At 65.2% G+C, this 12,906-nt stretch carries 11 protein-coding genes; 5 read left to right on the top strand and 6 right to left on the bottom strand.

Annotated features, from left to right (window positions below; translation table 11 throughout):
- Positions 1–9: 9 nt before the first annotated feature.
- The 3 genes from atpA to NNY25_RS09505 form a co-directional block, all read right to left on the bottom strand.
- The gene (gene atpA / locus NNY25_RS09515) at positions 10–1,539 is read right to left on the bottom strand and encodes a F0F1 ATP synthase subunit alpha (protein ID WP_265571119.1); all 1,530 of its coding nucleotides are present in this window, start codon (positions 1,537–1,539) and stop codon (positions 10–12) included.
- A 2-nt stretch (positions 1,540–1,541) separates the two neighbouring features.
- Positions 1,542–2,096 carry a F0F1 ATP synthase subunit delta gene (locus NNY25_RS09510; RefSeq protein ID WP_265571118.1) on the bottom strand — a complete coding sequence of 185 codons (555 nt, stop codon included), beginning with the start codon at positions 2,094–2,096 and terminating at the stop codon, positions 1,542–1,544.
- Between the two features lie 173 nt (positions 2,097–2,269).
- Positions 2,270–2,737 (bottom strand): GNAT family N-acetyltransferase, encoded by a 468-nt coding sequence (locus tag NNY25_RS09505; RefSeq protein ID WP_265571117.1) that lies wholly within the window; start codon positions 2,735–2,737, stop codon positions 2,270–2,272.
- Between the two features lie 99 nt (positions 2,738–2,836).
- Between NNY25_RS09505 and ada the strand changes: the two genes are divergently transcribed.
- Together ada and NNY25_RS09495 are read left to right on the top strand one after the other, a co-directional pair.
- Positions 2,837–3,886, top strand: a complete 1,050-nt coding sequence (gene ada / locus NNY25_RS09500; protein ID WP_265571116.1) for a bifunctional DNA-binding transcriptional regulator/O6-methylguanine-DNA methyltransferase Ada — start codon at positions 2,837–2,839, stop codon at positions 3,884–3,886.
- Between the two features lie 58 nt (positions 3,887–3,944).
- A complete protein-coding gene (locus tag NNY25_RS09495; protein WP_265571115.1) occupies positions 3,945–4,904 on the top strand; it encodes a CPBP family intramembrane glutamic endopeptidase in 960 nt (319 codons plus the stop codon).
- Here NNY25_RS09495 and NNY25_RS09490 read toward each other — a convergent pair.
- From NNY25_RS09490 to NNY25_RS09480, 3 genes are all read right to left on the bottom strand, one after another.
- Complete coding sequence (locus tag NNY25_RS09490; protein WP_265571114.1) at positions 4,836–7,001, bottom strand: primosomal protein N'; 2,166 nt, start codon at positions 6,999–7,001, stop codon at positions 4,836–4,838. The two genes, NNY25_RS09495 and NNY25_RS09490, sit on opposite strands and share 69 nt — an antisense overlap.
- Positions 6,998–7,780: a phosphoribosylaminoimidazolesuccinocarboxamide synthase gene (gene purC / locus NNY25_RS09485; RefSeq protein ID WP_265571113.1), complete on the bottom strand. Its 783-nt coding sequence runs from the start codon at positions 7,778–7,780 to the stop codon at positions 6,998–7,000. The genes NNY25_RS09490 and purC overlap by 4 nt, the downstream gene beginning before the upstream one ends.
- Before the next feature lie 81 nt (positions 7,781–7,861).
- On the bottom strand, positions 7,862–8,575 hold the full coding sequence (locus NNY25_RS09480; RefSeq protein WP_265571112.1) for a hypothetical protein: 714 nt from the start codon (positions 8,573–8,575) through the stop codon (positions 7,862–7,864).
- Between the two features lie 255 nt (positions 8,576–8,830).
- On the opposite strand from NNY25_RS09480, the gene NNY25_RS09475 reads away from it, so the two are divergent.
- Genes NNY25_RS09475 through parC form a run of 3 tightly spaced genes read left to right on the top strand, consistent with a single transcriptional unit; the run spans position 8,831 to position 12,835 of the window.
- Positions 8,831–9,619: a HipA family kinase gene (locus tag NNY25_RS09475; RefSeq protein WP_265571111.1), complete on the top strand. Its 789-nt coding sequence runs from the start codon at positions 8,831–8,833 to the stop codon at positions 9,617–9,619.
- Positions 9,620–9,626: 7 nt separating this feature from the next.
- Positions 9,627–10,532 (top strand): hypothetical protein, encoded by a 906-nt coding sequence (locus tag NNY25_RS09470; RefSeq protein WP_265571110.1) that lies wholly within the window; start codon positions 9,627–9,629, stop codon positions 10,530–10,532.
- A 53-nt stretch (positions 10,533–10,585) separates the two neighbouring features.
- Positions 10,586–12,835: a DNA topoisomerase IV subunit A gene (gene parC, locus NNY25_RS09465; RefSeq protein WP_265571109.1), complete on the top strand. Its 2,250-nt coding sequence runs from the start codon at positions 10,586–10,588 to the stop codon at positions 12,833–12,835.
- The last annotated feature ends 71 nt before the right edge of the window (positions 12,836–12,906 follow it).

Below are 12,906 nucleotides of genomic sequence, written 5' to 3'. Positions count from 1 at the left end.
TCCCTCTGATCAACCGAACTGCTTGCCGAACGCGGCGAGCGCGTCCTTGAGCTTGGCGACCGTGTCGTCCTCGAGCTTCTTGGTCTCGCGGATCGTCTTCAGGATGTCGGCGTGATCCGAACGCATGAAGGTCAGCATCGCCGCCTCGTAGCGGGTCACGTCCTCGACCTTGACCGCGTCGATGAAGCCGTTGGTACCGGCGTAGATCGAGACGACCTGCTCTTCCATCGGCATCGGGTTGAACTGCTTCTGCTTCAAAAGCTCGGTCAGGCGCGCACCGCGGGCCAGCAGCTTCTGGGTCGAGGCGTCGAGGTCCGAACCGAACTGCGCGAACGCGGCCATTTCGCGATACTGCGCCAGCTCGAGCTTGATCGAACCCGCGACCTTCTTCATCGCCTTGGTCTGCGCGGCGCCGCCGACGCGGCTGACCGACAGGCCGACCGAGATGGCCGGGCGGATACCCGCGTTGAACAGGTCGGTCTCGAGGAAGATCTGGCCGTCGGTGATCGAGATCACGTTGGTCGGGATGTAGGCCGACACGTCGCCCGCCTGGGTCTCGATGATCGGCAGCGCGGTCAGCGAACCGGCACCGTTGTCCTCGTTCATCTTGGCCGCGCGCTCGAGCAGGCGGCTATGCAGGTAGAAGACGTCGCCCGGATAGGCTTCGCGGCCCGGCGGACGGCGCAGCAGCAGCGACATCTGGCGGTAGGCGACGGCCTGCTTGGACAGATCGTCGTACACGATCACGGCGTGCATGCCGTTGTCGCGGAAATATTCGCCCATCGCGCAGCCGGTGTAGGGCGCGAGGAACTGCAGCGGGGCCGGCTCCGAAGCGGTCGCGGCGACGATGATGGAATATTCCATCGCGCCGTTTTCTTCGAGCGTCTTGACGAGCTGCGCGACGGTCGAGCGCTTTTGGCCGACCGCGACGTAGATGCAGTAGAGCTTCTCGCTCTCGTCACCCGACTTGTTGATGTCCTTCTGGTTGATGAAGGTGTCGATCGCGACGGCCGACTTGCCGGTCTGACGGTCGCCGATGATCAGCTCGCGCTGGCCGCGGCCGACGGGGACGAGCGCGTCGAGCGCCTTGAGACCGGTCTGGACCGGCTCGTGCACCGACTTCCTCGGGATGATGCCCGGCGCCTTGACCTCGACGCGGCTGCGCTCGGTGGCCTCGATCGGGCCCTTGCCGTCGATCGGGTTGCCGAGCGCGTCGACGACGCGGCCCAGAAGGCCTTTGCCGACGGGCACGTCGACGATGGTGCCGGTGCGCTTGACGGTCGAGCCTTCGGCGACTTCGCGGTCCGAACCGAAGATGACGACGCCGACATTGTCGCTCTCGAGGTTGAGGGCCATGCCCTGCACGCCGCCGGCGAACTCGACCATCTCGCCCGCCTGGACGTTGTCGAGGCCGTGGACGCGGGCGATGCCGTCGCCGACCGAGAGAACGGAACCGACTTCGGTGACCTTGGCGTCAGCGTCGAAATTCTTGATCTCGTCGCGGATCACGCGGGAAATTTCAGCGGCACGGATATCCATGTTCAGCCTTTCATCGCCTGAGCGAGGGTGTTGAGTTTGGTTTGGACGGAGGCATCGATCAGCTGGCTGCCCAGCTGGATCCTGATGCCGCCGAGAAGGGCGGGGTCGACCTTGGGCTCGACCGAAACGTCGCGGCCAACGCGGGCCGACAGCTTCTTGCGGAGCGCCTCGATCTGGGCGTCGTCGAGCGGGTGGGCGCTGGTCACTTCGGCCTTGGCCTCGCCGCGATGGGCGGCGAGCAGCGTGTCGAACGCACCGAGCGCGGCGCCAAGCTGCGACAGGCGGCCCTTGTCGGCGAGCACGCCGAGGAAGTTGGCGGTCAGCCCGTCCAGCTTCATTTCCTTGGCCAGCGCGCCCATCGCCTTCACGGCCGCGGCGCGGTCGATCATCGGCGAAGTCGCCACCGCCTTGAGCTCGGCCGATTCGGCGAGCGCGGCGCGCAGCGAATCAAGGCTCGCCGCCACCGTGTCGATCTGGTTTTCGTCTCGCGCCAGGCCGAAGAGCGCCGAGGCGTAACGCCCCGCCAAGCTGGCCCGGATGCCGCCGGAATTCTCCACGCGTGTCATGCTCCGAACAGAGTATATTGCCCATGCAACGAACGGGGCGCTGCGGTCTTGGAAAAAACCGTGCGCCCCCCATGGGTTGGCGCGCCCCTAGCAAGGGGTGCGAGAGGATGCAAGGCGTGGCTCGGCGCTTTTGGAAAAAAGCGCGTCGCACCCGCGTTTTGACGTCAGATTTCGCGCGTGAAGAAATGGGTGAAGGGGGTGTCGCTGTAGCCCGCGAACGGGCCGCACCGCACGAAACCGGCGCGTTCGTAGAGCCGGTTTGCCGCCGCGAACAGCGGGCTGTTGCCCGTCTCCATCGACACGCGCGTCATCCCTGCGCGGCGTGCCCGTTCGAGGAGGGCCTCCAGCATCGCCCTGCCGGCGCCGGTGGCGCGGGCGGCATCCGCTACGCGCATGGACTTCACTTCGCCGTGCCCGTCTCCGAGCGAGCGCAGGGCCCCGACCGCGACCAGCGTGCCGTTCTCCTCGCGCATCGCCAGGAACAGGATGGACGGGGCGCCAAGTCCGTCGGCCGTCATTACGTGACAGGCCTCGGGCGGGCTGTCGGCGCGCATCTCGGCGTGATGCTGCGCGAGCAATGCGCGCACGTCGTCACGGTCGAGTTGCCCTTCGTGTATCGTGCGTCCGGCCATGCGATGGCGCTGGGCCGGAAGGGTGGCGCGCACAAGGTGAAACATTGACCGCAAGCTTCGGGAAGCCGCGCGAGATTGGCGCGGCTAGAAGTTGCTGCCATGATCCATTTCATGACCTTGTCCGACGACGAACGCTGGCAGCGCGTGCTGGCCCGCGACCGCCGCGCCGACGGCGCCTTCGTCACCGGCGTGTTGACCACCGGCATCTATTGCCGACCGTCCTGCGCCGCGCGGCATCCCAAACGCGAGAATGTCCGCTTCTTCGAAAATGGTGCCGGCGCCCGCGAGGCGGGTCTGAGGCCCTGCAAGCGCTGCCATCCGGACGATGTCGCGCCCGACGAAGCCGCCGTGGCGAAGGCCGCCCGCCTCCTCGACGCGGGGCCTTCCAGCCTCGCCGAACTCGCCGAAGCGACTGGCTATTCCCCCGGTCACCTCCAGCGCGTCTTCAAGCGCGCGCTCGGCGTCTCTCCCGCCGACTATGCCCGCCGCCGCCGCGCCCAGCGCGTCGAAGTCGCGCTCGCCACCGAAACGCGCGTGACCGACGCGGTCTACGAAGCCGGCTACGAAAGCCCGAGCCGCTTCTATGCCGACGAGCGCATCGGCATGGCGCCGTCCGCCTGGAAGAAAGGCGGGGAGGGCGTCACCATCCGCTACGCGCTCGCCGACAGCGTGCTAGGACCGATGCTGGTCGCGGCGACGACCAAGGGCATCTGCCGCTTGAGCTTCGACGAGAACGAGGACGCCCTGCGCGCACGCTTCCCTAACGCCCGGATCCTGCCCGACGATGGCACCATCAGGGCCTGGGTCGAGGGCGCACTGGCGGCGGTCGACGCCCCGCTTGCCATGCCCGACCTGCCGCTCGATGTCGCGGGCACCGCGTTCCAGGAAGCCGTGTGGCAGGAGCTCCGCCGCATCCCGCCGGGCGAGACGCGCAGTTACGCCGATATCGCGGCTGCCGTCGGAAAGCCCGGCGCGGTGCGCGCGGCCGGGAGCGCGAACGGGGCCAACAACGTCGCCGTCCTCATTCCCTGCCACCGCGTCGTACGCTCGGACGGCAGTCTCGGCGGCTACGCCTACGGGCTGGAGCGAAAGGCTAGGCTGCTTGCCGCCGAAGGAGTGAGCGAAGACCAGTCCCGCCTCGACCTTTAGCTTGCAACGCGTCCGCCTTGGTCGCACGCTCCCGTCATACCGAGGGGGAGGCAAGTCCATGGCAGACGTCGTCGCAACCAAGCCGATGTGGCGAAAGATCGTCGATTTTCCACTGGTCGCGATGCTGATCGCGCTGGCGATCATGCTGGCGCTGTCCTTCGTGACCGGCCGGATCGGCCCTTATGTGCAGTCCGCGGTGCCTGCGCCTTACGATCTCCTCGTCGGCGCCTTCATCGTCATCGGGCTCGGCTATGCGGCCTACAAGCTGGTCATCCGCCATCTCGGCGAGATCAAGCGCGACGACCTGCGGAGCGAACATGCCTTGCGCGATCTCGGCCTCGGGGTGGGCGGCTCGTTCCTGCTGATGTCCGCGATCGTCGGCGTCGCGGCGCTGTTCGACGTCTACAACATTATCGGCGAGGGCGGTTTCGACGGCTTCGTCTACATCCTGGCGGGCGGCGGGCTGATCGCGGGTTTCATGGAGGAACTCGTCTTCCGCGGCATCCTGTTCCGCTGGATCGAGGAATTTCTCGGCAGCTGGGCGGCCCTTGCGATTACCGCCCTCCTGTTCGGTTTCGCGCACCAGATGAACGACAACGCCACCACGTTCTCCTCGATCGCGATTGCAGTAGAGGCGGGACTGCTGCTCGGTGCGGCCTACATGCTGACGAGATCGCTATGGCTCGCGATTGGTATCCATTTCGGCTGGAACGTGACGCAAGGCTTCGTCTTCGACGTGCCCGTCTCCGGCCATGACGTCGAAGGGCTGGTGACGGCGAAGATGAGCGGCCCCGAACTCCTCTCGGGCGGTGCATTCGGGCTGGAGGCCTCGCTGATCGCGCTGGTGCTCGCGACTGCGGCGGGCCTGTGGTTGCTGATGAAGGCGGTCCGCAAGGGCGAGGTCATGCAGCCCTGGTGGGTCCGCCGCCGCCGTGCGCGCGCACTCGCTTCAGACGAAACTGTAGGGGTCGACGTCGACCGCGACGCGAACGCGTCCGGGCCACTCGACCCCGCCTAGCCAGTCGCGGATCACGTCCTGCACGTCGAGCTTGCGTTCGGCGTGCACGAGAATGCGTTGGCGATGGCGCCCGCGCAGCATGGCGAGCGGGGCCGGGGCCGGACCGTAGACCGCCATTCCCTCGACCTCGGGCCGCGCGCGACCGATCCGGGCGGCGACGCTTTCGGCTTCCTTTTCGTCCTCTGCGGAAACGATGATGGCGGCGAGCCTGCCGAAGGGGGGCATGGCGGCGTCCCGTCGCGCGTCGGTCTCGGCGGCGTAAAAGCCCGGCCCGTCACCCGAGACGAGCGCCGCGATGACCGGTGCATCGGGATCGTGGGTCTGGACCAGCACGCGCCCCGGCTTGTCGCCGCGCCCCGCGCGCCCCGCGACCTGCGCGATCTGCTGGAAGCTGCGCTCTGCCGCGCGCAAGTCACCCCCCTGGAGCCCGAGATCTGCATCGACCACCCCGACCAGTGTCAGGTCGGGGAAGTGATAGCCCTTGGTGACCAGCTGGGTGCCAACGACGATGTCGATTTCGCGCGCCTCCATGGCGCGGACGAATTCGGCGGCGCGGGCGGGACTCCACAGCGTGTCCGAGGTGACGATCGCGGTGCGTGCCTCGGGAAAGCGCGCTGCGACCTCGTCGGCGATCCGCTCGACCCCCGGACCGCAGGCGACGAGGCTGTCTTCCTCGCCGCATTCGGGGCACTCGTCGGGCGGCGGCATGACGTGGCCGCAATGGTGGCAGGCGAGGCGGTGCATCAGCCGGTGCTCGACCATCCAGGCGGTGCAGTTGGGGCACTGGAAGCGGTAGCCGCAGTGGCGGCACAGCGTGAGCGGCGCGAAGCCGCGGCGGTTGAGAAAGAGCAGCGACTGCTCGCCCGCCTCGAGATTTGCGGCAAGCTCGTCGACGAGTTTCGGTGCTAGCCAGCTGCCGCGTTCGGGCGGGTCCTGCGTCAGGTCGATCGCGGCGATCTCGGGCAGCGCTGCATCGGCGTGGCGCTCGGTGAGCCTGACTTCCTCGTAACGCCCGACCTCGACCATGTGGCGCGTCTCGATGGCAGGCGTGGCGGAGGCAAGGATCACGGGGATCTGCTCGAAGTGTCCGCGCATCACCGCGACATCGCGGGCGTGATACTGGACCCCGTCTTCCTGCTTGAAGCTGGTCTCGTGGGCTTCGTCGACGACGATCAGACCGAGGTCTCGATACGGCAAGAACAGGCTTGAGCGGGCGCCGACGACCACTTTCGCCTCCCCGCTGGCGATCGCGCGCCAGGCACGGCGGCGCTCGGAAGCGCGCAAATCCGAATGCCAGGCCACGGGCTCGCAGCCGAAGCGGCGGGTGAAGCGGGTGAGGAAGGGTTCGGTCAGCGCGATCTCGGGCAGGAGGACGAGCACCTGCCGGCCTGCGCCGAGCGCGGTGGCGATCGCGTCGAAGTAGACCTCGGTCTTGCCCGAGCCGGTGACGCCGTCGAGGAGGATCGGCGCGAAGCCCTGGCCGATCGCGCCCGAGAGGCGGGAGGCGGCGGCTGCCTGCTCCTCGCTCAGCGTGGGCGGGGCGTAGTCGGGGTCGGGGAGGGGGAAGGGGGCGTCGGCGTCGATCTCCACCGGCTCGAGCGCGCCGACGTTGACGAGACCGCGGATGACGGCGTCGGAGACTTCGGCGTGGGCGGCGAGTTCGCGCACGCTGCCCTGCCGGCCTTCGAGCGTTTCGAGCGCGCGTTGGCGCTGGGGGGTGAGACGCGCGGGCGCGGTGCCGGTGAGGCGGTATTCGACGAGCTGGCGGGGCGAGGCGAAGGCGGCGTTGGGGAGCACCATGCGCAGGACGCTGGCGAGGGGGGAGAGGTAATAGTCCGCGGTCCATTCGGCGAGGCGGCGGAGGGGTTCGGGGACGGGCGCGACGTCGAGCTTGGCGAGGATCGGGCGGAGGCGGTTGTCGCCGACTTCCTCGGTGGGGAGGCGGTCGGGTTCCCACGCGACGCCGACCAGTTGACGGGGACCCAGCGGGACCTGGAGGAGGTCACCGGGGGCGACCTCGATGCCGTCGGGCAGGCGATAGTCGAGCGGACCGAGCGCCGCGTTCAGGGTGACGACGCGGGTGCGCCTGACGCTCACTTCCTCTTGTTGCGGTGCGCGTCGAGGTCGAGCACCGCGCCCGCATCCTCGCCTTCGCGCTGGAGCAGGCCGAGGCGGCGCGCGACTTCCTGATAGGCTTCCGCTTCGCCGCCGAGGTCCTGGCGGAAGCGGTCCTTGTCGAGCTTCTCGTTCGACCGCATGTCCCACAGGCGGCAGCCGTCGGGGGAAATCTCGTCGGCGAGGATGATGCGCGAATAGTCGTTGTCGTAGAGGCGGCCGAACTCGAGCTTGAAGTCGACGAGGCGGATGCCGATCGCGGAGAACATGCCGCACATGAAGTCGTTGATGCGGATCGCCATGTCGGCGATGTCGTTCATCTCGTCCTGGCTCGCCCAACCGAAGCAGGCGATATGTTCATCGGCGACCAGCGGATCGCCGAGCGCGTCGTCCTTGTAGTAATATTCGATGATGGTGCGCGGGAGCTGGGTGCCTTCCTCGATGCCGAGCCGCTTGGAGAGCGAGCCCGCGGCGACGTTGCGCACGACCACCTCGATCGGCACGATCTCGACCTGGCGGATCAATTGCTCGCGCATGTTGAGGCGGCGGATGAAGTGGGTCGGGACCCCGATGCCCGCCAGCGAGGAAAAGATGTGCTCTGAAATACGGTTGTTGAGCACCCCCTTGCCGGCGATCTGGCCCTTCTTCTGCGCGTTGAAGGCGGTCGCGTCGTCCTTGAAATACTGGATCAGCGTGCCGGGCTCGGGACCCTCGTAGAGGATCTTCGCCTTGCCTTCGTAAATCTGCCTGCGCCGTGCCATGGGGTTCCCGCTCGTAAGGTTGAGCGCGGGCTATAGGGCGGGCAGCGCGCGGGTTCAATTCGCTTGTGCGCGAGAAGTCGCTCACGGCGCGTCTTGCCGGGGCGGGGCGTAGGAGGATTTCCCCTCGCGAAGTGCAGAAAGTCCACGGTGGGTCGGGGGGTGGTCCCCTGCCGCTTGCGGAGCGTCGTCGCCGTCGTCTTTGGGGGCGTAGAAGAGGGGGGCGGCGTCCCCGTCCTCGTCCTCGTCCCCGTCCTCTGGGGCGGGCGGCGAGTGGCCTTCGGCGATTGCCATGAGGGCGTCCTCGTCGGCGCGGTCGAGGGCGAGGAGGAAGGCGTCCCAGTGGGCGCGGATATTGTCCGCGATCTCGACCTCCTCGTCGGCGCCGTCCTCTTGCCGCAGCGCGTGGCGCGCGGCGCGGGCGTGGGCATCGAGGCGGGTGAGGACGGCGAAGGCGAGGCGATTGTCGTGGGCGTGGCGGTGGATTTCGCCCGTATTCTCGTCGCGGAAATAGGTCGAGGTGACGCCGAGCACGGCGCGTTCGTAGAGCGCGTCGGCGAGCGGGGCGCGGGCCAGCTCGATCGCGGCGTCCCAGGCGGCGGAAAAGAGGTAGCAGCGCGCGCGCAGCCGGTAGGCGGCCCCGGGCGAAATCCCGGCATAGCGCGCCGCCGCCGACACCACCGCCCCGCACGCCAGCCGATCGAGAAACCGCGCGCGTTTCCTGGGCGTAAACCCGTCGCGCCGCCCGAGCGCGACGAGATAGGACACATCGTCGGCAGAAGAAGAAGGCGCGCCCATGCCGTCTCCTAACCTATTTGGTTGGCTGTAGGACAGCAATTTCGCCGAGCGTAGCGAAGCGATTGCGCGAGCAATCGTGAGCTAGGCGTAGAGCCGAAATCCGCTCGGCCGGCGGGTGGCCCAAGGGCCAGCCCGTCCGACGGGGTCAGGCCGCCCTGACCCAGCTTTCTAAAGTTGTGCGTTTAACGCTTTCAAGTTGTACTTTGATCTATATTTATCTAGGTAGTCTCGGCCGAGTAAGTAGAGGGGCTGAGGGTGGTAAAATTAGCGACCGTGTTAGCTGGGGCGGAACCACTGACACAAAAGACCTATAATGATACCTATAGAGGCCAAATACTTCTTTCTGAGGGGGAGACGGTTCAGGCGATCATCAAAGATCTTGATGAGCGTCAGCTGTTGAACGAATTGTTTGTCGCGTCTCTCGCAGAGCCCCTAGAGCTTCCTGTGCCCGCTGCATTTCTCGCTTATGCGCCAACGGACCGCCTAAACTTGAAGAACGGGCCCATATCTGGCGAAGGACGGCTGTGCTTCGCCAGTGCCGATGTGAAAGTCCCGAACGTCGCTTTTCAGATCGAAGAGGCAAATGATGAGGCAAAAGAAAAGCTACTCGGTGACTTGCGAGCTTGGAAAGGGATTAGCGCGACAGTTGCTTTTGACACTTGGGTGGCAAACATCGATCGCCATGGCGGAAATTTGCTTGTCGGTGGAAGCGACGAATTCTGGCTTATTGACCACGGTCACTGTCTAACTGGCAATAAGTGGACACCATCAGATTTGGTCGAAGATAAGGTATACCGGAATAAAATTGCTGCAATGCTCAAGGCAGAGTTGGATGACGCCGAACGCGAAAAGAAGTGCAAGGAAATTGATGCTTTCGTTGCCGAAATTTTGTCCGTGAGGGTCGGCTCCTGTCGAAGCGCATCACAGATTGAGAATCTGCTAACCGAGACTGATCGGGACGCGGCAGAAGGTTTTCTGAATAAACGACAAATGCACGTATCAAAGTGTTCAAAGGCATCTTTGGGTGCCGGAAGCCTCGTGTGAGGATGTTATGACCTTAGATTTTCCACGGTCCGACCATTTTGCCCAAGCCGATTGGGCACCTATCTACTACCAGCCTATTCGTGGATCGGGTGAGAGGCTTGTGGTCGGAGTTTTGGCCGTTTCAGCGGAAGGTGCACATCTAGAATTCGTGAATGCTTTCGAGCGTTTGGAGTGCCTGTATGGTCAGGATTTCGGCGCTATTAAGTACGCGCTCGAGTTAGTCCGAACTCACTTTCAGAGCGAGCTTGATCGGAATTTCCAAAGTGTTCTTTCATCCGAAGCGCCACTGAACGGGGTCACCATAGGAGATGTTCGGAGGGGCGAGGGGCGCACGGTTGCGGACATAGCAATTAATTGGCTGAGTCAGACTTCCTCACTCTACAAGAAAGATTTTTTGGCGGTGATGACAGAGCGCTATTTTGAGGCGCCTGTAGCATATGCTTCCCATCGAGAACCCAGTTCCCATCGCGACCTAGGTCATCTGGTATTTGAGCTTGTCACGCGTGAGCGACAAGGGTTGGAGACGTGTTTCGCCAGAGGTTTGAGAGGTACGCCTAGGAAGAAGAGCCATGACGTGAGAATCGATTTTGCAGGCTCGCGAGTGGTAGCGAACTTCGGACTTTTGAAGCCGAAATTTACAGGGCATTCTTCCAACGCAATCAAGCGAAAGCTTTGGGACTTAGCGATCGAGCGAGATCAGGAGAAAAGGACCTTCTCTCGTCGTGTACATGAATTACTTGTTCAAGTGCCGAAGAAAGACGACCCGGAGTTGGATGAAGGCGGTCGAGATCGGGTCAATGAGGCTTTGGACGCGTTGGAAAAGCAGGCTGACATCGAGGAATTACGATTGCGACCGATGCCAAGTGCAGAGGTGATTGCAAATCACGTTCTTTCGTTGGAAGCAACGGACTGAAATATCCGATTCAAGCGCATGACACATTGGGGGTCTGTCGCTACCCATAAGCCATGACCGAATCCGACACCGCCATCATCGACGAACCCTTCTCCGCCGCGCTTTCCGACCGCTACCTGGTCTACGCCCTCTCGACGATTACCGCCCGCTCGCTTCCGGACGTCAGAGACGGCCTCAAACCCGTCCACCGCCGCCTCTTGTGGGCGATGCGGCTGCTCAAGCTGAACCCGGCGGGGGCGTACAAGAAATCCGCGCGCGTGGTGGGCGACGTGATCGGCAAGTATCACCCGCACGGCGATGCCTCGGTCTATGACGCGATGGTGCGGTTGGCGCAGGATTTCTCGCTGCGCTACCCGCTGGTCGAGGGGCAGGGGAATTTCGGCAATATCGACGGGGATAATGCGGCCGCCTACCGCTATACCGAGGCGCGGCTGACCAAGACCGCGATGCGGTTGATGGACGGGCTCGACGAGGGAACGGTGCCGTTCCGCGCGACCTATAATGGCGAGGAAGAGGAGCCCGAGGTGTTTCCCGGGCTGTTTCCCAACCTGCTCGCCAACGGGGCGGCGGGGATCGCGGTGGGGATGGCGACCTCGATCCCGCCGCACAATGTGGGCGAGCTGGTCGCGGCCGCGGTGCACCTGGTCGATACGCCGAGCGCGCTCGACGCGACGATCATGAATTACGTGAAGGGGCCGGACTTTCCCACGGGCGGCGTGCTGGTCGACGATCCCAAGACGATCGAGAAGGCCTATGTGACGGGGCGGGGGTCTTTCCGCATCCGCGCCAAGATCGAGACGGTGAAGGAGAAAGGCGGGGGCTGGCACCTCGTCGTCTCCGAGATCCCCTATGGCGTGGCCAAGGGCAAGTTGATCGAGCAGATCGCCGACCTCATCGCGAGCAAGAAGCTGCCGATCCTCGCCGACGTGCGCGACGAGAGCGCGGAGGATATCCGCATCGTGCTCGAGCCGAGGAGCCGGACGGTCGACGAGGGACTGCTGCTCGAGAGCCTGTTCAAGCTGACCGACCTCGAGAGCCGCTTCTCGCTCAACCTGAACGTGCTCGAGAACGGGCGGACGCCGGGCGTGATGAGCCTGAAGGAAGCGCTGCTCAGCTGGATCCGCTTCCAGATCGAGGTGCTGGTCAACCGCTCGGTCCACCGGATTGGAAAGATCGACGACCGGCTCGAGCTGGTCGAGGGGTTTTTGAAGGCGTTCCTCAACCTCGACCGGGTGATCGAGATCATCCGCACCGAGGACGAGCCCAAGCAGGTGATGATCGCGGAGTTCGAACTGACCGACCGGCAGGCCGAGGCGATCCTCAACATGCGGCTGCGCAGCTTGAGGAAGCTCGAGGAAATGGAGCTCGGCAAGGAGCGCGACGCGCTGGTGCTCGAGCGGGCGGGGCTGCAGGCGCTGGTCGACGACGAGGGGCTGCAGAAGAAAAGGCTGAAGGCCGATTTGCGCGCGCTGGCGAAGGACTATGCCGACGATCCCCGGCGTACGCTGGTCGAGGAGCAGGAGGCGCCGCGCGACCTCGACTGGAGCCAGATGATCGAGAAGGAGCCGATTACGGTGATCCTGTCGAGGAAGGGCTGGATCCGGGCGATGAAGGGGCATGGCGAGCTGGCCGCGATCCCCGAGATGAAGTTTCGCGAGGGCGACGAGGCGTTCCTCCACTTCCACGCCTACACGACCGACAAGCTGCTGGTCGCGGCGGAGGACGGGCGGGTCTACACGCTGGGGGGCGACAAGCTGCCGGGCGCGCGCGGGTTCGGCGAGCCGGTGCGGCTCCTGATCGACCTCGAGGCGGAGGTCGAGATTGTCGCGATGTTCCCGGTGAGCGCGCAGATGCAGCTGCTGACCGCGGCGTCGGACGGGCGCGGCTTCCTGACGCGGGGCGAGCAGGTGATCGCCGAGACGCGCAAGGGCAAGCAGCTGATGAACTTGAAGGCGCCGCACAAATTGCACCTGCTCAAGCCCGTGCCCGAAGGCGCGGACGCGGTGGCGGTGGTGGGCGAGAACCGCAAGCTCCTGGTGTTTAGGCTCGACGAATTGAAGGAGATGGGGCGCGGGGCCGGGGTGCAGCTGCAGCGCTACCGCGACGGGGGCCTCTCCGATGCGATCGCGTTCCGGCTCGAGGACGGGCTGAGCTGGGCGATGGGCGGGGGCAAGCGCAACCGCACCGAGAGCGACGTGTCGCCTTGGAAGGTGGCGCGCGGGGCGGCCGGGCGGATGGCGCCGATGGGCTTTCCGCAGTCGAACCGCTTCGAGCCGCCGGTCGAGAAGTCCGACGACGATTGATCCAGGTTAAGGACGGCGACAACGGGGCGTTAACCCCTTTCGTTTAAGTCGGCCTCATGCAGGCTGTCGCT

It is taken from the genome of Sphingomicrobium nitratireducens, assembly GCF_026157035.1.
Lineage (GTDB): Bacteria > Pseudomonadota > Alphaproteobacteria > Sphingomonadales > Sphingomonadaceae > Sphingomicrobium > Sphingomicrobium nitratireducens.
Note: the sequence above shows the minus strand (reverse complement) of the source record. Positions and strands in the feature narration are given on the sequence as shown.

What these genes read in the sequence shown, in the direction of transcription:
- atpA (WP_265571119.1), bottom strand. Translation starts at nt 1,539, where the DNA reads ATGGATATCCGTGCCGCTGAAATTTCCCGCGTGATCCGCGACGAGATC.
- NNY25_RS09505 (WP_265571117.1), bottom strand. Translation starts at nt 2,737, where the DNA reads ATGGCCGGACGCACGATACACGAAGGGCAACTCGACCGTGACGACGTG.
- ada (WP_265571116.1), top strand. Translation starts at nt 2,837, where the DNA reads ATGATCCATTTCATGACCTTGTCCGACGACGAACGCTGGCAGCGCGTG.
- NNY25_RS09495 (WP_265571115.1), top strand. Translation starts at nt 3,945, where the DNA reads ATGGCAGACGTCGTCGCAACCAAGCCGATGTGGCGAAAGATCGTCGAT.
- purC (WP_265571113.1), bottom strand. Translation starts at nt 7,780, where the DNA reads ATGGCACGGCGCAGGCAGATTTACGAAGGCAAGGCGAAGATCCTCTAC.
- NNY25_RS09480 (WP_265571112.1), bottom strand. Translation starts at nt 8,575, where the DNA reads ATGGGCGCGCCTTCTTCTTCTGCCGACGATGTGTCCTATCTCGTCGCG.
- NNY25_RS09470 (WP_265571110.1), top strand. Translation starts at nt 9,627, where the DNA reads ATGACCTTAGATTTTCCACGGTCCGACCATTTTGCCCAAGCCGATTGG.
- parC (WP_265571109.1), top strand. Translation starts at nt 10,586, where the DNA reads ATGACCGAATCCGACACCGCCATCATCGACGAACCCTTCTCCGCCGCG.